This is a genomic window from Aquimarina muelleri DSM 19832 (assembly GCF_000430665.1).
Classification (GTDB): Bacteria; Bacteroidota; Bacteroidia; order Flavobacteriales; family Flavobacteriaceae; genus Aquimarina; species Aquimarina muelleri.
The window spans coordinates 1-23,289 of the sequence record NZ_AUML01000040.1; the positions used below are offsets into that span (position 1 = coordinate 1).

The window sequence follows — 23,289 nt, forward strand, 5'->3', positions numbered from 1 at the left end:
CCTCTCTATACTCTACTATGGCAGCATCATTAAATTTATATCTTTTTAAAGGGGGATTATCAAAAGAGTTAAAGTAAAATACCACCTCTCCTTCGCTTAAATAATAAAAATCTTCATTTTTTTTATTATGTACCGATGGCATTTGCATAAAGTACAAAAACACCTCCTCGTTATAACCTGTTATAAAAGTACATTCTATTAATCCACCCAATACCATAGGGGCAGGTTTTCCTTTTTTGTCTATAAGCGTTTGGTAGAGCATGGTACAGTTTTGTAACTCTCGTACCTGACCAAAAATAGTAAGTTTTGCTAGTATGCCCATTGTAGATATGTATCTTATGATTATCGAATTATTTTGGTTTAAATTCAGCTAACAAAACAGGTTTTGGGTACGCAAAGTAACGTAAAATATTGCGGCTTTTTATACGTACGTTAAAAGTTTGTGGTTTTACCATAATATTTTGTCTAATATCTTATAACAGAAGGTCTTTTATATAAAAAAAGATCTACTTCGATCTTTAAATTTTTAACCAAAGGCCTTGAAATTTTAACCATGAAGGTTAAAAATTCGACCTGCTGCGTTAAAAATTCTGCTTTTAAGGTTAAAAATTTCGTCTTTTTAATCAAACGGAAGGTCTTTTGAGGTAAATACATCTGTTTTGATATGCTAGCTTTAATCCAAAATCTGTAATTGTGGGGTTTTGTAACAAAAAGTTTACTTCTGGCTTTTGAGTTTTTAGAAAAAAGTGCTGTTTTTAATAGATTCTTCTGCATACCTTCTGCCTTTTATTTTTTTATGTAAAAGATACCCACTTATACAAGTACCCCTACCCACTTGTTAAGTACCCCACCCCACTTAAGAAGTACCCCTGGGTACTACAACTGTTAAAGCTCGCGGTAACTTTGTCAGTGTACCCACTTGCTTAGTAGGGGTGGGGTACTTCAGAACCGGGAATTTTATGCAACTTTGTCAGTGGATCCACTTGGTTGTATAGAAATACCCACTTCATTACTTGGTCATCGGGGTAACTTTGCTATCTGTAGGGCAAATTTTGAGGTACAGCTTGTCTTTTTTGTAGGAGATCGTACAAAAATGGATGTCCTTAATCTCTTTTTGGATATCCAACCTAAAGAATTAATACCCCTATATAGTTTGTAACAATTCTATACCAGTATCGTCTTCTTTTTATCGAGACGAAGCAACTTATAAAAGAATGTCTTGTCTATAGTATCATAGGATCTCCTAAATTTTAGAATTATGTTATATAACAAAGTATTATTTACTACTTTTTGGATTAGTCTTATAAGTACTATCGCAGTAGGACAAACTATTACGTCTAAGATAGTGGATAAAAAAACCAACCAACCCATACCTTATGCTACGATACAAGTATCTAAAAACGAAGGAGTAATCACTAATGAAGAAGGTAGATTTAGCTTAAATCTAGGAGACAACTTTTCTAAAACAGATTCTATCTATATATCTTCAATGGGTTATGAAAAAGTGGGAATTTCGATTCAAAATGTTACTGATAGTATTATTTATATAGAGCCTAAGGCTATAGAGTTAAAAGGTGTTTTTATTTCTAATAAAAATCTTACGGTCGATGAAATAATGGAAAATGTAGAAAATAATTTATCCAAAAATTATGATTTTAAATTATCTCATAAACGATTATTTTTTAGAGAATCTGAGTTTAATACCGTAAAAAAACTGAAGGTTGATTTTAAAAAATCTACTATCAAAGAGCTTAATAAAAAATTTATTGATAGCGTAACCTCTATTATTCCTAAAAAATCTGAATATTATACAGAAGTTTTATGTGATTTTTATAACAGTTCTGAAAAAGCAAAACTTCATATCATTAAAGCTGCCGAACTATATGATAAAAACAATATGGGATCTATGGATGCTATATCCAAAAAGATGGAGACAATTTTTAAGGATAATGTAAAACCCGACTCCTATTTAAAAATAAAATCAGGAATATTTGGTACCAAAGTACAAGTCGACTCTATTCTCGAAAACGATAAAGAAGCTTCGGCAGTAAAAAATGAAATAGATGAGCAAAAGAAAAAAGAAGATAAAAGCAATTTTTTAAACAATCAAAAATCTGGACTAAAAAACATTTTATCCAGTTTGTTTTTTAACAAAGATGTACTATCTAATTTTATACATAAGTCCGGACGATATAATTTTGAACTTGTAGATTATACTTATATCCATGATAATAGTGTATATATTATTGAATTCTCTCCTAAATGGAGAGGAGATTTTAAGGGTACCTTATATGTAAATACGCAGGATTTTGCAATCCTTAGAGCTGATTATGAAAATGTAAAACCTCTTAAAAACTTTAAACTTCTAGGGATAATGTATCAAGATAATCTGTATCGCAATACCATAATCTTTACTAAAGGTCAAAATAATATTTACGATCTTAAATACTTAGAAATGCATAGAGGCAACATTTTTGGTTTTGATCGCCCTTTAAAAGTGATCGAAAAAAACAAACACGTTAAAGGAAAGCGTAAACAAAATGAATTATCTCTTGATTTAGAAGCTTTTATGTCTAACAAGAATAAAGTAGAAATCGTAGTTTTTGATTCTAAACCCATAACCGAAACCGATTATAAAAACAGTACTGAAAACAAAAGTATACAACCTGAATATTTATCTGCTTACAATCCAGATTTCTGGAAAGGATATAACATCATAGAGCCCAATACTGCTATTAAGGAATTTACTGCTGTTCCTGAAACTGAGTAGATGTATAGTAAAACTTGGGTTTCATTATCAATATCGATTCTGTCTATTGTATTTTAGAATAATTATAAAGTTGAGGTGCTTACAACTTTTTTACTATATATAGTAACACGAATAATACATCAATACTTAAGCCCCCTTCTTAACTTAAGTATAATAATATCTCCTAGTTTACAACAATTCTATAACATAGATAATATTTACTCTTAATTTCAAAGAAATATTAATTCACTTCCTTTACTATATATTTGATTATCATTTTTATAACATCAATTTAAGCCAACTTAAATAATAATAATTATGAATATTTGTATAATAGGAGGAGGAGCATCTTCTGTACTTATTTTAAATAGAATTCTTAAAAAACATCACGAATTTAAAAATACAGAGATTGTTATTTATGAAACAAGACCAGCTATTGGCCCAGGTTTAGCCTATAACGAAAATAATGGATATCGTATTTTAAATACTTCTCCCAACAAAATGAGTATAGGAGAGGATAAATATGATTATGTAAGCTGGTGTCTAGACCAAAATAAAAATGAATTATTAAGGAAAACTTATGGTAAATATCTAGAATATAAATTTTTAGAAATATGCAAAGAATTACACCATCATAATATTATAGTTAATGCTAAACATGAAGAGGTAAGAGATATAAAAATTCAAGAAGATAAAGTGTGTATAAAAGCTGTTTTTTCAAATAGTTACTATAATATAGGCATAATTGCAAGTGGTGGTATTATTAATGAACCTTTTAGTTTTCTTCAAAAATCTGATAGATACTTTTCATTTTTAAATTTTTTAGATTTTGATAAAATATTATCTAATAATGCCAAAACCGTTGGAGTTATTGGCACTGGCCAAAGTGCAGTAGATGTTTCTTTGATGCTACAAAATAAAGGGTATACAGGTAAAATAATTATGTTTTCCAAAAAAGGTGTTTTACCAAAAGTTCGTCCAGATAATATTCTTACAGATGATTTTAATGAAGAATTAGAAAAACTTATCAATACCAATAAAACATCTCTTCATGATCTTATTAAGTTTTCAACTTCTAATATAGAATTTGGTATCGCAGATGAATATCAGGATTGGAAAAAATTCATTAAAGAAATAGAAGAGTCCAGAAAAAGCTTACCTAGATGGAATAAGCTTATGAACCAATTTACACCTCATATTATCCAATTGTGGAGTAAACTAAGTGAAAAAGATAAAAAGATTTTTAAACTCAAATTTCTTGAAACAACTCAAAGATTGAGAGGAGGCATCCCTTTATTTAGTGGTGAAAAAATCCTAAAATTAATTTCTAATGAGCAACTTAATGTTATTAAAGATATTAATAAAATAGAAATTTTAGAAGATGGGTTTTCTATACATCATCTGGAAGGAGAAAAATTTGAAGTTGATTTTATAATCAACGCTGCTGGTATTTCTGCAAATGGAGTGTTTAAAATCATAAACGGATTATTAAAAAACAGAAATGTTTTAATGAGCGAATATGGAGGCATAGAAGTAGATATAGCAACTAACCAACTTATAGATCATAATCACAATGCTATCAAAAACCTCTATGCTATCGGTTATCCAACAAAAGGTGTTTGCCAATTTGTAAACTCTATTGAGTTTTTAAAAACATTTGCAGACAGAATTATCAATAGTATAATAGTCGAAAAGAATAGCAAATTAAAAACTGTATCAGAAAATTTTATTTAATATGAAATTACAAGCTATTTTATTATCCTCAAGAGGGATTAAGTTTTTGGGATCAAAAATTTTTGAAAAAACGGATGTTCATTTAATTTGTAGTACAAAACAGGAAGAATCCATCCCACAATTTATACAAGATAAATTAAAGAAAAAATACATTGTAGAAGAAAATTTTAATAAAACTACAATGGTTATGGAGTACAATAAAGATGAGGTAATTCGAATTTTCGAAAAACTTTTGAAAGAATTTTCAGTACAAAATATCAGAGTCATTTGTAGCCAAGAAGCTAATCTAGAACTAGCTTCAAATATACGAGATAGATTTTCAATAAAATATGGTTTAAAACCAGATTCACTTGTGTTTTTCAGAGATAAGATCAAAATGAAAAAGAAACTTTTGAATAATGAGATAAGAGTACCAAAATTTTTAGAAGAAATACCAAAACTAGAAAAAAATCAAAACTTGTTTAAAGAGTTACAATCATTTTTCAATAGCCCAATGGTTATTAAACCTAGGTTTTCTGTAGGAAGCAGAGGTGTTTATAAAATAAGAAAAGAAAAAGATCTTATAGATTTTTTAAACGACTGTCGAGACGAAATACACCTTTATGAAGTAGAAGAACTGATAGAAGGAGATATGTATTATTGTGATTTTGTAATCCAAAACAGAGAGATTCTGGTAGAACTGGTTTCCAAATATAGTTTCAATACTACAGATTTTCAAAAGGGTAAAAATCTAGGTTCTACTCCTTTATTAAACAAAGATCCATTAACACAACGTCTGCTTGGTTTTGCAAGAGAGGTACTCAATTCTTTTGGAAACATAGATGGTTGTTTTCATATGGAACTGTTTTTAAGCATATCCAATGAAATTGTTTTCTTGGAAATAGGTGCAAGACCCCCAGGAATATTAGCCGTTCCTGTTTATATAGATACTTTTGATATTAATTTATTAGAAATGGATTTCTTTATCCAGACAGGTCTTCCTATAGAGCAAAAAAACATTATTTTAGAATCTAATAATTATTCATTTTTTATGATGTTTCCTAAATTGAGTGGGAAAATTGAAGCCTTAAATCATCCAGAATTAGACAGTAAATATAATTTAAACTGGAAGGTTAAGGTTGGAGAAGTTACTCAAAAAACAGATACAAATATTAACTATGCAGGTGTAATTCAAGTATGGAATGAGGATTATGATAATTTACAAATTGATTTTGAATATTTAAAAAATGAATTTATCCCAATCCAATACAGTACAAACTAAAAAATTAAAGGCTTATACTCCTTTGCTAGCTTCAATTTTAATATTAATTGTGGCACAATTGGGTATAAGTCTTTATTTGGTTGCTTTACCAGAAATAGCACTTTTTTATAAAACAGATCAAAACACGGTTGCTGCTACGCTCTATGCATATCTTTTACCGTATGGGGTTTCTCAACTTCTATTTTCAGTGGTCTCACTTAGATTAGGTTTTAACAAAAGTATCTGTATAGGGTTTGCAATATACTGTTTAGGCATTGTGATTCTAATCTTTTCTACAAACATTGAATTATTTACCTTTTCTAGAGTTATTCAAGGATTTGGTGCAGGAATTTTGTCTATTATCGTAAAGCTTACTATCAAAGATAAGTATAAAGGAAATCAAATTAATATTGCCTTTTCTTATCTAGAGATGTTTGCTACCATTACTCCTGCATTAGCACCATTATTAGGTTCTTTTTTAATTAAAAACTATGAATGGCGATTTTTATTCGTTTTTATGTTATTGCTTGCAGGACTGATCTTCTTTATTGTATACCTTATTAAAATCAAATTAACAGAGAATTCTAATTTAAGTATTGTAAAAGGGTTTAAAGACTATGGTCTGGTAATACAAAGTAAAAAGTATTTATTAAGTATACTCGCCATTCTATTGGTTTATTCTACGATATTAATTTACTTATCTGGTTCTTCATTTTTATTCATATCCAAATTTAGGCTTTCTCCTTCTTCATATGGATATGTTATGATTTTACCAGCTATTGGTACGTTTTTAGGTTCCAATCTTTCTGCTTGGATGATTAATAAGTCTTTTTCTGATTTAATTTTTAAAATTGGATTAACCCTTACCTTTTTATCTGGCTTTTTTATGATAGTAGGCTATGCTATTCTAAATACTTTAACTTGGGTTTCATTATTAATATCGATTCTGTCTATTGTTTTAATATCTATTTCATATGGGCTCTTATTTCCAAACATCATTGCTAAAATTATCAAGTTGAAATTAGGAAACTCAGGAGCTGATATTGCTTTAGCAAGCAGCATACAATTAATAGGTGCCTCTATTATCAATTTATTATTAACACAAGTACAATTTGATTGGCAGTTAATGATGGGAGTATTATTTATGATCGTTGGAGCAATCTTAGTTTATTTATTAAAAAGATTATAGTTTTTTTAATAAAATAGATTTTACAGTATCAAACCATTCATTTTTGAGTATACTAAGGATCATACTATCTCTTCTTCCATTTTCAATTGTATAATTGCTTCTTAAAATACCTTCTGGGGTTGCTCCAATACTTTTTAAGGCATTTATGCTTCTTATGTTATTACGATCTACTTTAAACTCTATTCGCTCTACCTGCATCTGTTCAAACGCGAACTCAAGTAATAAAAATTTGCAATGTTTATTTAATCCTGTTCCTTGAAAATTTTTTCCATACCAAGTATATCCTATTCCTGCTGTTTTATGAAAAACTTTTATATCATAAAACCGAGTGCAGCCAGCATATCTATTTGTTCTTTTATCATATATAATAAAAGGATAAGAGTCTTCTTTTTCTCTAGCTTTTATAGCAGAGTTTATGTATCGAATAAGGTTTTCTTTACTATTAGGAGGAAACAGTGAATGTTGCCAAATCTCAGGTTCTTGAATTGCAAAATATAATAGATTATCAAAATCTTCTTGAGTTATTGGTCGTAGTAAAATAACTTCATTTTCAATAGCGTAGTATTGATCAAATTTTAAATGGATCATTTCATCTTAATTTAATGCTTCAAACACTTAAAAATAGAACAAAAAATTGATAGTTTTATTTATAAAAATTCATTTCATCTATATACTTCCAGACTGTAGCAGGAAGTAGTGGTCTTATATTTTTACCCTCGGCAATAGATTTACGAATAAAAGTTGAGGAAATCTCCATAATAGGAGCGTTAATCCGTTGTATTTTAGAATGGTTAGAAAATTGTGTTTTCACTACTCCTTCTGCGATTCGAGGATATACATAAACATTGTGTTTTTCAAGAATTACTTCATAGTTTTTCCACTTATGAAAACTCTTTAGGTTGTCTTCTCCCATGATAAGGTGAAACTCTTTATCTGGGTATTTTTCTTGAAGATGTACAAGTGTATGCACTGTATAATTAGGCTGAGGCAACTTAAACTCTACATCACTTGGTTTTAATTTGGGGTAGGATTCTATTGCTCTATATACCATTTCAAGACGGTGATAATTATCCAGTAGTGTTTTTTTCTTTTTATGAGGATTATGTGGGGTAACAACCATCCATATTTCATCCAAATCAGAAAATTCAGCCATATGATTAGCTATTGTTAAATGACCAATATGAATAGGGTTGAACGTTCCGAAATACAAACCGATTTTTTTCATAAAAAAAGAAGGTTTTTACCTAGCTTAAAAGCTGGTTTTTGATTACTAGATAATTATTTTAAAAGAAATTTACTTACCAATTGATACACTTCATTTTTAGCTTTTTCTAAATCGTCATTAGTTATAATAGCATCAAATTGAGGTGCTGTAGCCATCTCTGTAGAAGCTTTTGCTACCCGCATATTGATTTTATCTTCAGACTCTGTTTTCCTTTTTTTTAATCTAATTTTTAATTCTTCAATACTTGGTGGTTTTACAAAAATTGCCAGAGTTCGATCTGGATATATTCTTTTAATATCCAACCCCCCCACTACATCTATATCAAAAATAACATGTTTTCCTTTATCCCAGAGTCGTTGTACTTCGGTTTTTAAAGTGCCATAAAAATTATCTCTGTACACTTCTTCCCACTCCAAAAATTCATCACTCTTAATCTTATTTTTAAACTCTCTTAAGGATAAAAAATAATAATCTGTTCCATGAATTTCTCCACCTCTTGGTTCTCTGGATGCTGCAGAAATAGAAAACCCAAGATTAAGTTCTTCTTTATGAAGTAAATATTTAACTAAAGTAGTTTTTCCGCTTCCAGAAGGAGCTGAAAGCACAATAAGTTTACCTTGGTTCATTACAATACGTTTAGCAATTGTTCTTTAATTTTTTCAAGCTCATCTTTCATTTGTACTACTAATTGTTGCATAGGCGCATGATTAGATTTACTACCAATAGTATTAATCTCCCGACCTATCTCTTGTGTAATGAAACCTAGCTTTTTTCCATTAGAATCAGCAGAATTTAATGTAGTATCAAAATATTCTAAATGATTAGATAGCCTAACTTTTTCTTCCGTAATATCAAATTTTTCGAGGTAGTAGATTAATTCTTGTTCAAACCGATTTTGATCCACCTCTTCTTTTAAATCAGAAACTGCTTTGTGTAGTCTTTCTTTAACAGTTTCCATACGATCAGGATCCATTTGTATTACTTGCTTTAGTAATTCACTTATGTTTTTAATGCGAATAGCAAAATCCTTTTCTAATGCTTTTCCTTCGTCAACTCTATATTGTTCAATTTTTACTAATGCATCTGCAAGAGCTGTTTCGATTGCTTTAAATTCTTTTTCATCAATTTCTTCACGCTCCGTTTTTAAAGCATCAGGCATACGTACCGCCATTTTCATTAGCTCCAAACTATCTCCATTATGTATTGCAGATAATTGTTTGATATATTCTTTTACAATTACTTCATTAACCTTGGTAGATGTTTCCTCTCCTGTGGCCTCTACATATAGTCCAAAATCAACTTTCCCTCTTTCTAAAGCTTTAGCTATAGTGTTTCGCATTTGTAACTCCTTTTCACGATATTGAGAAGGTGTTCTTGCATTAAGATCTAAGTTTTTGCTATTAAGTGATTTAACTTCAATAGTTATTTTTTTTGTAGGTAACTGAAGGATAGACTTCCCAAAGCCGGTCATAGATTTGATCATATAATTATGCTAAAAGTTGCACGAAGATAAGGAAAACTACTGAGGTTAGCTCTCTAGGCTTTAATGACATCCATTTTTTTATACAGAAAAAGAGTAAAATAATGTATCGATCCAATAATACAAATCAATAACCTTGAAGAATTAAACTCCACAATGTGGATCTAAAAAGAAACTTTATAGCAATCCAGATAGTTTAAAGCCCTATTTTTATATAATGTGATACCTACCAGATTAGTTGCGTATACTTCTAACCAATATTTTTTAGTAAAATATTGGGTCTTAATCTTGAAAAAAAATAATTCAATGTAATTATACGCCATCAAAAAATTAAATTAAATATAATATCTTGATATTTCCAATAACATTCTCCCCCACACTCTACTACTACTAGTAATAAGCTGCTAACTTAAATTTGATAGAAGAAAATTTACGTCGGTATATTCAGTAGATAAAATTTTTATTGAATGTCTCAATTTGATAGCTTTTTTTATGAATTTATTACTTCAAAATGAGATTCTTAGGCTGTTTTTTTAGATACTCTACTTTTAAGTTTAGCATTTTTTTACCTCCTTAATTATAACCAGAATACCAAATCTGGTTGTATATGATTTTTATAGAATTATTAAAACTATTATGCGTTAGGATTTTTATCTCGTATTTTTTTATAAAGTTTAATCCCCATCATAAGAGATATAGCTAAAACCAGAATGCCAATTACACCATAAATCCAATTTACAGCATCTCGTACAATTACCAAAAATATAACAGAAAAAAGAATAATAGTAGAGCCTTCGTTCCACATTCGCATTTTACCAGAAGACCATTTAATAATATCCTTTTGTAGCTGTTTATATATATAGTGGCATTTTAAGTGATATGCTATAAGCAATATTACAAATCCTAGTTTTACATGCATCCAAGGTTGTTCTAGCCAGCCAGGCATTAAAACAAGTAACCAAACAGCAAATAAAGTTGCCAAAATAGCAGAAGGCCAAGTGATAATAAACCAAAGACGTTTTGCCATTAATTTAAGTTGATCCCCTAAGATTTTTTTGTCTGGTAAAGGTTTTTGAAATGCTTCAATCTGATAAATAAATAATCTGGGTATATAAAATAATCCTGCAAACCAAGTAATAACAAAGATTAGGTGTAAGGATTTTATGTAGTTATAATATTCAAGCATTTTTTTGTTTTAGTTACCTAAAATTTCACTCGCAATAATAAACGATTTTTTATTCTTCTACAAAAAGATAATTAAGTTGCAAGATATTGAACTCTATATTAAAAAAATTAATTTCTGAAGAAAATCAATAACCTCGGAGCAAGCTCACGAGGCATACTTTCGAAAATATATTTTGTTTTCGGGGAAATGAACTTTACAATATGGATTAAAATCTCTTATTTTTTATAGATTGATATGCTTGACCTGCTACTTTTATTGTACTAACTAATACCATTTATTCTGATACTGAGGCGAAAAAAGAACATTTTATTACGGTAAATTCAAATTGTAAATGGTATAAACAAGGATTCATAAGCGTTTTAAATGTATACATTTCAGAGCAGGTTTGGAATGATAATAATAAATGTCTTACTCTATCTTACCATCTAATAAATTAATAATTCGAGAACCATATCCAGCATTTTTCTCAGAATGGGTTACTTGTATAATGGTAACTCCATCTTTATTTAGCTCCGTAAATATTTCCATGATTTCATCCCCTTGTTTAGAATTTAGGTTTCCGGTAGGTTCGTCTGCCAGAATCAGTTTTGGGCTGGCAATAAGTGCCCTGGCAATACCAACTAATTGTTGTTGTCCCCCACTTAATTGCGAGGGAAACAAATCTTTTTTGCCTACTATATTAAAACGATCCAACATATCTGCAACCAAAGATTTTCGCTCGCTACTACTGTGTTTTTTATATAAAAGTGGCATCTCCAGATTTTCTTTTACAGTTAGCTCATCAATTAAATGATATGCCTGAAAAACAAATCCAATGTATTGTTTGTAGAGATTAGCCCTGTGTTTTTCTTTAAGAGAATGTACAGATTCTTCTAAAAAAGTATATTCTCCTTCATTAAAATTATCGAGCATCCCAATTATATTTAGCAAAGTAGATTTACCCGATCCCGATGGTCCCATGATGGATATAAAATCTCCTTCATGCACCCATAGATCCACATCTTTTAATAAAAACGTTTTCTGTCCGCCAGAGTTTACCCATTTGGATATGTTTTTTAGTTGTACTAACATTATGTATATATTTTTATTTTTTAGTTGACTGACAAAGACCTCGCAGATTTTTCAAAAACCTGTGAGGTCTATACTGATTTAATTTATTCGGTTCTTAAACTTTTTATAGGATTCATAGATGCAGCTCTAAAGCTTTTCCATCCTATAGTTATAAATGCTATAAACACAGTGATGCCTCCTGCCAAAACAAATACCCACCACTGTATTTGCGCATGATACGCAAACCCCTGAAGCCATATATTCATAAAATAAAAACCAAGCGGAAATGCTATTAAAAATGAAATAAATACCAGTTTTATAAAGTCTGCGGAAAGCATTGCTATAATTTGTGGTATGGTAGATCCAAGTACTTTTCGAATACCGATTTCTTTAAATCTTTGTTCTGCAGTAAAAGTCACTAACCCAAACAACCCCAAACATGCAACAAAAATGGTAAGGATAGTAAATATAGTAAGGATATTACCCATTTTTTGCTCGGTAAGGTAGGTTTGGTTATATGCTTGATCTAATAAGATATAATGAAATGGTTCGCTACTTTCAAAGCTGTTCCACGTGTTTTCAATACTTTTTATAAGTCCTGCCATTTGTGCTGTTTTTGCTCTTATAATTAATCCTCCATAAGGATTATTTAGCATTAGCAAAGGCTCTATAGTTTGGTGCAGGGACTTAAAATGAAAATCTTTTACTACTCCTGTAATGGTTAGTTGTTGTTTGCCATCATTAGTATCTCTTATAAATGTTTTGCCAAGGACATCATCTTTTTCAAAGCCAAGTACTTTTACCGCTTTTTCATTAAGAATAACATTACCAGAGTCTGCCCCATAATCTTTAGAAAAATTTCTTCCTGCTATTAGCTCCATCCCCATGGTTGGGATATAGTTATCGTCGATATTATAAACAAACATTCGTCTTTTAAATTTATTATCTACAAAAATCCCAGACATATTATTGTCGGATGGCCCAATAGGAGCAAAAGCCGAATGAGAAACATTTGCTACTCTGGCATCTTTTAAAATTTCATTTTTTAAAGAGATATTATTGTTTCCTAAAAGATACGACTCATTAAGTACCACTATTTGATCTTTATCAAATCCTAGTTTTTTATTTTGAATAAAAGACATTTGCTGTTCTATAATGAGCGTAGCAAATATGAGAGTGACAGAAATAACAAATTGAAAAACTACTAATACACTTCTAATACCTTTAGAATTTCCTGTACCAGAAAATTTACTTTTTAATGCGGTTAGCGGTGTAAAAGAAGATAGATAAAATGCTGGATAACCACCTGCCAATAATGCTATAAAAACGGTTAATCCTGTAAGAATAATAAATGTATAAGGGTTAAGTAAATAAAACCACTGTAGTTCTTTGCCAGATACGTTATTAAAAAACGATAGGGAACACACCACTAATACAGCTGCTAGTATCATTGCTAGTATGGTCGTTAATAATGACTCTGTTAAAAACTGATATATCAAATTGTTTTTTCCAGAACCTAATACTTTTTTAACTCCAATTTCTTTACCTCTTTTTGCTGCGGCTGCAGTGGACAAATTCATAAAATTAATACAAGCAATAAGCAACATAAACAAAGCAACAGCACTAAATATATAAATATACTTTATGTCTCCTCCTTGTTCTAATTCTGAAGATGCTACAAAATCTGACTCTAAATGAATACTTGTTAATGGTTGTAAAAAAAGCCCTAATTGATTGTCTTTTGTAAACTCATTATACGATACTCCAAGTTCTTCTTGTACCTGAGGCCCCATATATTTTTTAAGGATTTGTGGCAATTTTGCTTCTAATAATTTATAATCATAGTCTTTTTGTAATACGAGATAGGTATGAAAATTTGAATTTGTCCACGAGGTAGATTGTGCATCCTCCCGAGAATTCATAGAAGCCAATATATCAAAATGAAAATGAGAGTTTTTAGGCATTTCTTCTATTACCGCAGTAACCTCATATACCGCTTCTTCATTATTTAGCGAAACCATTTTACCTATTGCTGCATCTGTGCTTCCAAAATATCTTTTAGCCTGTTTTTTTGTAACAACAAGGGTATTTGGTTTTTGTAACGGTGCAATCGTATTACCTTTTATAATTGGTAAGGTAAATACCTCTAAAAAATTAGGGTCTACATACGCAAGAGTACTATTCCTATACGAACTGTTTTGATACGTTATTTTTGAATTTCCGATATTTCTGATGCGTGTAGTTTGTACTACCTCTGGAAATTCGTTTTTTAAAGTTTGCCCAACAGGGGCCATAACCACTGCTTCTTTTATTTCTTCTCCATTTATTTTGGCATTAAATACCACTCTTACTATCTGCTCTGCTTTTTTATGAAAACGATCATAACTAAATTCATCTATTACAAATAATGCGATGATTAATGCGGTAGCAATCCCTATTGCTAAACCAATACTATTTATGGCAAACAAACTTTTATGCTTTAAAAGGGTTCTCCAAGCTATTTTAATATGGTTTTTAAACATAATTTTGTTTTTTATTCATTGATACCCTACTACTCATCTCTTAGTACATTAACGGGGTTTCCGCTTGCAGCTACAAAACTCTTCCAACTTACTGTAAGTAATGTAATTACCAGCGTTACTATTCCTGCCAGCACAAATATCCACCAGCTTATCGTGGTCTTTACTGCAAAATTTTCGAGCCAGGAATTCATAGCGTACCAAGCTATTGGAATCGCTATGACAAAAGCAATTCCTATCCATTTGATAAAATCAATGTTTAGTAATTTCAGAATCTTAAAAATACTTGCTCCGTTTACTTTTCTTATCCCTATTTCTTTTTTGCGTTGTACACAGGTATACGATGTTAACCCAAATAACCCTAAGGCTGCAATACATATGGCAAGTATGGTAAAAGCTCTGAATACTTTATTAAATTGCCTGTCATCGTCATATTGTGCATCAAATTGCTTATCAACAAATGTATAATCAAACGTACTTTCAGGAAATGTTTGTTTCCATACATTTTCTATTTGAGTAATGGCTTGCGTATACCCTGATGCAGAGGTTATGGTAGTATCAAATTTGACTAACATATAATTATCTACTTTACTATAGCGTATAATAATTGGTATCACAGAGGCTTTTAATCCAAAATGGTGGTAGTTTTTTACGATTCCTGTAATATTCCATTCTTCGTTCCAAAATTTTATTTTTTTACCTACGCCTTCTTTTGGATTACTAATCCCTATCATTTGTGCCATTTTTTCGTTGATTACCACTTGTTGGTTTTTCTCTTTGTGGTTAGGCAAAAATGTACTTCCGGCAACAAATTTCATATCCATCATTTCAAAATACTCTGGATTATTTACTTCATAACTATAATTTACGTTATGATCATCTTGTGTTCCGTCTGGATAAGTTATTCCTACAGAAGAGGATAAGTTTCCAAAACCATCCCCAGGAAATGTATTAGAAGTCACCACATGGGTAACATAAGGCAGCTTCATAATTTCATTTTTCATTACCTCATATTTTTTCTCTAAAACTGCGTCTTTTTTAGTGAGCAATTCTCCTGAAAAAGCTATAATGTTATTCAATGAAGTCCCCAAAGGCTGATTTTGCAAATGATTAATTTGCTTGGTAATCACTATAGTACTCATAACCAATACTATTGTAGCTAGAAACTGTGTAATAATTAATCCTTTTCTTATATGCAAACCATTGGCAGAAGCTCTTATTTTTCCTTTTAAAGCTTTTGAAGGACTATAGCTACTTAATACCCATGCGGGATATAAACTAACCAGTAGTATTGCAAGAATTACAATGGCGATAACAGGAGATAGTTGTTTTATTGTTTCTACAGTTAAAGCTAATTCACTACCAGTAGCTTTGTTATATATAGAAAGTACAAATATACTTATGCATATAGCCAGTAGTATTGCCCCAAAATTTAGAATCATTGATTCTATAACCGATTGTATCCCTAATTGTGCTCGTTGCGCCCCTGCTACCTTGCGAATACCTACTTCTTTGGTACGCTCCAAAGATTTTGTTGTAGATAGATTAATATAGTTTAACCAGGCAAGGACAAGAATAACAATGGCAATGGCAGTCAAAAATTTCACTCGCACCGCACTTCCGTTTACTTCTGCCTCGTAGGGTTTATTAGAGTACAAATGAATATCTTCTAGGGATTCTATATTATGCCGTTCCCGAAAATTGCCTTGAAAATCCCAAGCGATTATTTTTGATTTGAGCGCATCGATATTTGTATTTTTATCTACCTTAAAGTAGGTAAAAAAGTGATTTTGATTCCAATTTGGTTCTCTATAATAGTTTCCGAATGTATCCCAAGTATGGATCGTGGCATATGAAATCAAAAAATTTGTTTTCATATGAGTAGTCTTGGGTACATTATTCATGATACCAGTAACCCTTAGTAGTACTTCGTTTCCTGCTGAAAAAGCGACTATGTCTTTACCTATGGGATTTTCATCTCTAAACAACTTTGTTGCCAAATTTTGTGTTAAAACAATGGTATTAGGCTCCTGTAAAACACTATTCAGATCTCCTTTTAGTAATGGATATTTAAAAATATCAAAATAGGATGGATCTGCCAATGCCCCATCTTTTTCTTTAAAGATCTTATTGTTGTAGGTAAATACTACTTCATCAAATTTATAAAGGCGTACTTGCTCCAATACTTCTGGAAATTTATTTTTTATCGTGGGTCCAGTAAGGTTGTAGGTTTGCGCATCTCCAGGAACAAAAGTATCTCCTTGTTTATAATCCATATATACACGATATACATCTTCAGACCCATCAAAACTGTCATAACTACGCTCATAATTAACATAAACCATGATCAAAATGAAAGAAGCTACTCCGATAGATAATCCCAAAATATTGATTACAGAATAGAGCTTATTCTTTAAAAGATATCTAATTGCTATTTTAAAATATAAGGTATACATGATATATTATTATTTACCCCTAACAAGTTTTATAAAACTTGTGAGATTAGAACTTATTTATTCTGTTCGTAAACTTTTTACCGGATTAACAACAGAGGCTTTTATGGCGTGAAAACTAACCGTTACTAATGCGATGAGTACTGCAGATATTCCTGCTATAGCAAACATCCACCATTGTATTTCTATTCTATATGCAAAGTCTTCTAACCAATACTTCATTATAAACCATGCTAAAGGTGCTGCTATTATAAATGCAATACCTACCAGAGTTATAAACTCTTTGGATAAAAGAGTAACTACTTTGGTAACAGAGGCTCCTAATACTTTTCGTATTCCTATCTCTCTTTTACGCTGTAAAGTACTGTATGCTACAAGTCCTAACAATCCCAAACAGGATATCAAAATTGCCAATACTGCAAAGCACAAAAACAAGTTTCCAAAACGCTCTTGTGTGCGATATTGTAGATCAAAAGCTTCATCCAAGAAATAAAAATTAAATGGATCATCGGGTAAAACTACTTCCCATTTTTGTTGTATTGCAGATAGGGTTTCTTCTATATTTTTTGCACTTATAGTAACCGCCAAAAGGTCTGTTCTATCTGGTGCTATTGTCATCGTTAACGGACGAATATTTTGTTGTAATGATCTAAAATGAAAGTCTTTTACTACTCCTATAACTTCTCCGTTTTTACCCCATTGCGAAAAATGAGCTCCTAAAATTTCTTGCGGGCTACTGTACCCTAATAACTCAACGGTTTTTTCGTTAACCACCATAGCTTCTGTAGAATCTGTTGCAAAATCCCTGGAAAAACTTCTACCTGCTACGATGTCTAAACCAAATTGGGATATAAAATTATAATCTATAAAAAAGGCATCCAGATTTGCTACCTGTTCTTCTCCATCTTTGTTTTTCATTAGCGAATATGCTGTATTGTTGTATGCCCCAGGAACACTTGAAACAAGACTGGTAGAGAGTACTCCTTTAAGGTTATCCAGATTATATTTTAATTCTTTTTGTGCCGGCGAAATATTAGTTTCTAAAACAAGGATCTGGTCTTTATTAAATCCCAGCTCCTGATTGCGCATAAAATGCATCTGGTTATAGATAATTATCGTGCCAATTATTAATGCAATTGCAATTGTAAATTGTGTTATAACCAGTCCTTTTCTTAAAACCACTCCTCTTTTTCCTGTAGAAAAACTACCTTTTAAAACATGAACAGGTTTAAAAGAGGATAAAACAAATGCAGGATACGTTCCTGCTAACGTTCCTATCGCAAAGGCTGTAAAAAAAAGAATCCCCAAATGTGCTGGGTTTACAAAAATACTACTGCTTATAATTTTTCCTGATATAGCATTAAATGTTGGTAAAAGCAATACTATAAAGACTATAGATACTATAGATGCTAAGAGCGCTATAATAATAGATTCTCCTATAAATTGTAATGCCAATTGTTGTTTTTGTGCTCCTATTACTTTGCGTACTCCTACTTCTTTAGCACGTTCTACAGAACGTGCTGTAGTTAGATTAATAAAGTTTATGCATGCAATTAATAGTATAAAAATTGCAATTATAGAAAATACATAAATCGAGTTCATGTCCCCACTTATCGTGCCTCCTCTAGGAGAGTGCAAATAGACCTCTTTTAATGGTTCTAAGAAAAGAGAGACATAAGCTTTATCTTCTCGCATGGATTCTCCAATATTTTTTTCTAAAAATTCTGGAAATTTAGACTCTAAATACTTGGGGTCTGTATTGGAGTGTACCAAAATATATGCCGAAGGGTCGTATGTCCCCCAATAGTCATCCAAATCTGTAAGAACACCTTGCGTATACGTAGTCATAGAAATTATCATATCTGCATGAATATGAGAGTTTTTTGGCATATCCTGCATTAATCCTGTAACAGTAAAACTACGATCATCTATATCTTCATTTTTGATTTTGAGGGTTTTCCCAATAGGGTTTTCGTTTCCGAAATATTTTTTTGCTGTGGTTTGAGATACCACAATACTAAAAGGCTCTTTAAGAATGCTGCTTCTATCTCCTTGCACCAATTTAAAATCAAACATATTAAAAAAAGAAGAGTCTGCTGCTATAGCATTTTTTTCTTTTAATTTCACTCTATCATTACGTACATCCAGGGTTATATTCATCACCCTAACTGCACTAATAATCTCAGGGAATTCTTTTAACAGATGTGGTGGTACTGCACAAGATGGCCTGCTCATTTCCATAAGATCTGTGGGCGTTTTAATATCTGCTACTACCCTATATATAGAGTTTGATTTAGAATGAAAACGATCATAACTTAACTCAAATCCAACATATAATAAGATTAGAAACCCGCAAGTTAATCCAATAGCCAATCCACATATATTTATAAGTGAAAAACCGCGATGCCTCCAAAGGTTTCTAAATGCTATTTTTACATAATTCTTAAACATAATTTTATTTTTTAATAGATCTCACAGATCTTGAAAGGCTTGTGAGATATGAACTGATTTATTCTGTTCTTAAACTTTTAACTGGATTTTGTAAGATCGCTTTTATGGTTCCGAAACTGATCGTGATTAACGCAATACTTAAAGCTAGTACTCCTGCTGATACAAAAACCCATATACTTAACTCCATTCTATATGGATATTCTTCAAGCCACTGATTTGAGTACCACCAGACAATAGGTACCATAATTACAAAAGCTATAATTACCAATTTGATAAAATCTTTGGCTAATAATACCAGTAATGATACTGTACTGGCTCCTATGATCTTGCGCACTCCTATTTCTTTAGTACGTTGATTAACCACTAAAAGGGATATCGCTAATAATCCTATGCAACTCAAAGTAATTGCTATTGCCGCTCCACTGGTAATAATGGTGGTCATCGTTTTTTCTTTTTTTAATGTTCTTTCAATATTGTCATCCAAAAAAGAGCCTAAGAACGTTGCATTAGGTTCTAATTTTTGCCAAGTCTCTTTTATACTATCAAAAGTGTGAGCAATAGTAGACGGTGCTATTTTTATATAGGTATACTTTACTTGTTTTTGATTTGTCATAAATAAGGTCATGGGTTCTATAGCCCTATTTAAGTCCTTGAAATTATAATCTTTCATAACGCCAATAATAGTATGTTTGAAATCACTTATAACTTCAAGCTGTTTCCCTATAGGGTCTTCCTCCTGAAGCTCTCTAGCCATTGCTTCATTAATGACAACAGATGTGCTATCTGCTATAAAATTACGGTCAAAAGATCTTCCGGAAAGTAGTGCTATGTCTAAGGTTTCTAAATAGTCATGATCCACAACCAACATATGGGTTCCGACTTTGTGATCTTTATAATCGAACCCTAAACGACTAGTGGATTGACTCCCATCTCTACCCCTGCCTAAATTATTGTCTGATGCAGTAATACTTATAACATTTGGGTTACTTTTTAGTGTTTCTTTTAATAATCGTACGACTTGATAACTATTTCTTTTTCCATTTAATGGTAAAGAAATTACCTGCTCTTTATTAAACCCTAGATCTTTATTTTTCATATACTGTAATTGCCCTCGCAACACGAAAGTGCCACTTACCAATAGGATAACTATAGCAAACTGTACAATCATCAATACATCTCGCACTTTATTACGACCATTAACCTGTACCTTGCCCTTAAGCGCCTGTAATGTTCCTAATTTGCTAAGCAAAAATGCCGGGTACCCTCCTGCTACCAGCGTAACACTCATAAAAACCAATATAAAGCCAATACATATTCCTAAGGATACGGTATTATCAAAAGAAGCATCTGTATTAAATAAGGATTTGAACGTATCTAAACATAGGATGCTTAATAAGATACCAAATGATAACGTAGCTAAAAAAACCAAAATACTTTCGCTCCAAAACTGAAAGAAAATATGCTTTTTTGCCGCCCCTAAACTTTTACGCATTCCTATCTCCTGCAATCTTGCTGTACTCTTAGCAATACTCATATTCATAAAATTAACACAAGCAATAAAAAGGAGTAATGCTGCAATTCCTAATATAATATAAGGGAACACTTTACTAACAGTTGCTCTTCCGTTTTGATAGTGGGTAAAATAAACATCCTTAATGGGTAAAAGATGTAATTGAATATATTGTCCGTTCTTATCTGGTAATGCACCATCTCGTTTTCTATCCTCAATGTTATCTTTGAAACGAATATTGGTAAAAGCACGAGTATTTTTTTCAAATTGACTTGCTTGCATTCCTTGTTGTAGTTGAATATATACTTCGTGATTTGAATGATCCCATCGATTTTTAAGTTTCTCATAACGAGGGTTGTTAATAAAATTACCAACAGCCTCAAATTCAATACTGCTATTGGCAGGTATATTTTTAGCCAATCCCGTTACTGTAAAGGGTTGTTTTTTACCATTTATTAAAAAGTCTACCGTTTTTCCGATAACATTAGTAGAACCAAAAATAATAGTGGCCATTTTTTGGGTTATTACTATTGAGTTTTCTTTTTTAAGAGGGTTTCTGGTATTTCCTTCGATTATAGGAAAGGAAAACATAGTAAAGAAATCGGGATCTACCCAATTTATATCTATTACCAATTCTTTATCTTGATAGAACAACAGAACCTCATCATCCAGATACCTCGATATCTTGTGAATTCCTGGAACATCCTCCTGCAAAGCTGGTGCAAAAGGAATAGCATTTGTTTCGGTGGCTTCTATTCCATCTGGGTTTTGTTCGCTATGGTATATTTTATACACATCATCTGCATATTCATGAAAATTATCATAGGACAATTCAAATAGTGAAGCCATACTTAATAATATTGCTACACCAAATGCAATGGAAAGCCCAATGATATTAAGAAATGTAAAACTTTTGTTTTTCAATAAACTTCTCCATGCTATTTTTAAATAATTTGTAAACATAACTGTCGTTTTTTGATGTGATGATTATAACAAGATTGATGAGTTCTTAGTTTATTTGTTTAATAGTTGCTTCTCCTATAATAATTCCTTTATTTACTTGAGGGGTTCCGTTATATGCTACAGTAGCCTCTCCATAAGCAGTTACTTTTAAATGATCCGAAACTTTTATTCTAAAGCTACCTTCTCCGTAGGCAGTTATCTTAGCCTTTTTATTTTCCATTCCCAATGTGTTTATCGTTCCTTCTCCGTATACGGTATATTTCTGGTTGCTAGTTATGCCTTGTTTAATTTCTAAATAACTTTCTCCATACATAGAAACGTATAAAGATTCTACGTTTACAGAATTCATTGTCACTTTAGATTCTCCGTAGATTTTTAGAGTAAAATCTTCTCTTTCTATTGGGCTTTCACAAAGCATTATCTCTTGTCCTCGTATTGAAAGTTCTTTTAGCTTTGTATAGGTAATGAGGGCTGTTACCATGGTACCTTTATATATTGGTTTCTTACTTTTCCAACCATTTTGGTTGGTTTTTACATTTTTGGTAGTTGTTTTTGCTCCCTCCAGATACATGTGAAGCGTTTTTCCTGTAACTTCAATATGAATTTTTTCTTGTGGTAAGCGTGTATCTTTAATAGTAACCGTTTGTGTAGTACCCTCTACAAATGTTACTTGAATATGAGGGCTTACAATTATCTTATCAAAATCTGTTACGGGTACGGTTTTTGACTGTCCATAACAGAAATGGATACAAAAAAGTAGAATTGTAATTGCTAAATGAAATACTTGTTTTACCATGACTATAGTTTTAATAAATTATTCAAAAAAGTAAAATATTATAGTTGAACTCCAATAGCGCGATTTTGACTTTCGGTAACAATTTGTCCATCAAATAGATTAATAACTCTATGTGCATAATGAGAATCTCTATCAGAGTGCGTTACCATAACAATAGTGGTTCCTTCCTGATTAAGTTCTGTAAGTAAGTTCATTACTTCGATCCCATTTTTAGAATCCAAATTACCGGTAGGTTCATCTGCTAAAATTAACTTGGGATTGGTTACTACTGCTCTGGCAATGGCTACTCGTTGTTGTTGCCCCCCAGATAGTTGTTGCGGAAAATGTTTTTCGCGGTGTGCTATTTTCATTCTCTCCAGCACTTGTCTAACTTTTTGTTCTCGTTCGCTTTTTTTAACGTTTAGATAGATAAGTGGCAGTTCTACGTTTTCAAAGACAGTAAGTTCATCAATAAGGTTAAAGCTCTGAAATACAAATCCTAGGTTTCCTTTTCTAATTTTGGTGCGTTGGTTTTCTTTTAGTCCACCAACTTCTTGCCCATCAAAATGATAGTATCCTTCGTTTGGATTATCCAGCATCCCAATAATATTAAGCAATGTAGATTTACCACATCCCGATGGTCCCATTATCGCTACAAACTCTCCTGTTTCTACTTTTAGATTTACATTATTTAGCGCCAAAGTTTCTACCTCTTCGGTTCTAAAACTCTTCTTTAACTTTTCTATCTGTATCATTTTTTGATTG

At 31.4% G+C, this 23,289-nt stretch carries 17 protein-coding genes; 4 read left to right on the top strand and 13 right to left on the bottom strand.

Features of this window, described 5'->3' with window-relative positions; genetic code table 11:
* A partial coding sequence (tssD, locus tag H527_RS0115380; RefSeq protein ID WP_027413518.1) for a type VI secretion system tube protein TssD occupies nucleotides 1-322 on the bottom strand: 322 nt, incomplete at its 3' end.
* A 936-nt stretch (nucleotides 323-1,258) separates the two neighbouring features.
* Here tssD and H527_RS0115395 point away from each other — a divergent pair.
* From H527_RS0115395 to H527_RS0115410, 4 genes are all read left to right on the top strand, one after another.
* Entirely contained in the window at nucleotides 1,259-2,770 is a 1,512-nt protein-coding gene (locus H527_RS0115395; protein WP_027413521.1) for a carboxypeptidase-like regulatory domain-containing protein, read from the top strand.
* Between the two features lie 297 nt (nucleotides 2,771-3,067).
* Nucleotides 3,068-4,483, top strand: coding sequence for an FAD/NAD(P)-binding protein (locus H527_RS0115400; RefSeq protein WP_027413522.1), 1,416 nt, complete (start codon nucleotides 3,068-3,070; stop codon nucleotides 4,481-4,483).
* A 1-nt stretch (nucleotide 4,484) separates the two neighbouring features.
* Nucleotides 4,485-5,744, top strand: a complete 1,260-nt coding sequence (locus H527_RS0115405) for an ATP-grasp domain-containing protein (protein ID WP_027413523.1) — start codon at nucleotides 4,485-4,487, stop codon at nucleotides 5,742-5,744.
* The gene (locus H527_RS0115410; RefSeq protein ID WP_027413524.1) at nucleotides 5,710-6,912 is read left to right on the top strand and encodes an MFS transporter; all 1,203 of its coding nucleotides are present in this window, start codon (nucleotides 5,710-5,712) and stop codon (nucleotides 6,910-6,912) included. Before H527_RS0115405 ends, H527_RS0115410 begins: the two co-directional genes overlap by 35 nt.
* Here H527_RS0115410 and H527_RS0115415 read toward each other — a convergent pair.
* The 12 genes from H527_RS0115415 to H527_RS0115470 all read right to left on the bottom strand — a co-directional run bounded on the left by H527_RS0115415 (nucleotide 6,907) and on the right by H527_RS0115470 (nucleotide 23,279).
* Nucleotides 6,907-7,500: a GNAT family N-acetyltransferase gene (locus tag H527_RS0115415; protein ID WP_027413525.1), complete on the bottom strand. Its 594-nt coding sequence runs from the start codon at nucleotides 7,498-7,500 to the stop codon at nucleotides 6,907-6,909. The two genes, H527_RS0115410 and H527_RS0115415, sit on opposite strands and share 6 nt — an antisense overlap.
* Nucleotides 7,501-7,555: 55 nt before the next feature.
* Nucleotides 7,556-8,137, bottom strand: a complete 582-nt coding sequence (nadD, locus tag H527_RS0115420; RefSeq protein WP_027413526.1) for a nicotinate (nicotinamide) nucleotide adenylyltransferase — start codon at nucleotides 8,135-8,137, stop codon at nucleotides 7,556-7,558.
* Nucleotides 8,138-8,190: 53 nt separating this feature from the next.
* Nucleotides 8,191-8,763, bottom strand: a complete 573-nt coding sequence (gmk, locus tag H527_RS0115425) for a guanylate kinase (protein ID WP_027413527.1) — start codon at nucleotides 8,761-8,763, stop codon at nucleotides 8,191-8,193.
* Nucleotides 8,763-9,620 carry a YicC/YloC family endoribonuclease gene (locus H527_RS0115430; protein ID WP_027413528.1) on the bottom strand — a complete coding sequence of 286 codons (858 nt, stop codon included), beginning with the start codon at nucleotides 9,618-9,620 and terminating at the stop codon, nucleotides 8,763-8,765. The genes gmk and H527_RS0115430 overlap by 1 nt, the downstream gene beginning before the upstream one ends.
* A gap of 631 nt (nucleotides 9,621-10,251) precedes the next feature.
* Entirely contained in the window at nucleotides 10,252-10,803 is a 552-nt protein-coding gene (locus H527_RS0115435; RefSeq protein WP_027413529.1) for a CopD family protein, read from the bottom strand.
* 408 nt (nucleotides 10,804-11,211) lie between these two features.
* Nucleotides 11,212-11,874 (bottom strand): ABC transporter ATP-binding protein, encoded by a 663-nt coding sequence (locus H527_RS0115440; RefSeq protein WP_027413530.1) that lies wholly within the window; start codon nucleotides 11,872-11,874, stop codon nucleotides 11,212-11,214.
* 83 nt (nucleotides 11,875-11,957) lie between these two features.
* The gene (locus H527_RS0115445; protein ID WP_027413531.1) at nucleotides 11,958-14,375 is read right to left on the bottom strand and encodes an ABC transporter permease; all 2,418 of its coding nucleotides are present in this window, start codon (nucleotides 14,373-14,375) and stop codon (nucleotides 11,958-11,960) included.
* Nucleotides 14,376-14,404: 29 nt separating this feature from the next.
* Nucleotides 14,405-16,828: an ABC transporter permease gene (locus H527_RS0115450; protein WP_027413532.1), complete on the bottom strand. Its 2,424-nt coding sequence runs from the start codon at nucleotides 16,826-16,828 to the stop codon at nucleotides 14,405-14,407.
* Nucleotides 16,829-16,885: 57 nt separating this feature from the next.
* Nucleotides 16,886-19,276, bottom strand: a complete 2,391-nt coding sequence (locus H527_RS0115455) for an ABC transporter permease (protein WP_027413533.1) — start codon at nucleotides 19,274-19,276, stop codon at nucleotides 16,886-16,888.
* Between the two features lie 58 nt (nucleotides 19,277-19,334).
* Nucleotides 19,335-21,749, bottom strand: coding sequence for an ABC transporter permease (locus tag H527_RS0115460; RefSeq protein ID WP_027413534.1), 2,415 nt, complete (start codon nucleotides 21,747-21,749; stop codon nucleotides 19,335-19,337).
* A gap of 46 nt (nucleotides 21,750-21,795) precedes the next feature.
* Nucleotides 21,796-22,545, bottom strand: a complete 750-nt coding sequence (locus H527_RS0115465) for a head GIN domain-containing protein (RefSeq protein WP_035088369.1) — start codon at nucleotides 22,543-22,545, stop codon at nucleotides 21,796-21,798.
* 38 nt (nucleotides 22,546-22,583) lie between these two features.
* Nucleotides 22,584-23,279, bottom strand: coding sequence for an ABC transporter ATP-binding protein (locus H527_RS0115470; RefSeq protein ID WP_027413536.1), 696 nt, complete (start codon nucleotides 23,277-23,279; stop codon nucleotides 22,584-22,586).
* Nucleotides 23,280-23,289 lie beyond the last annotated feature (10 nt).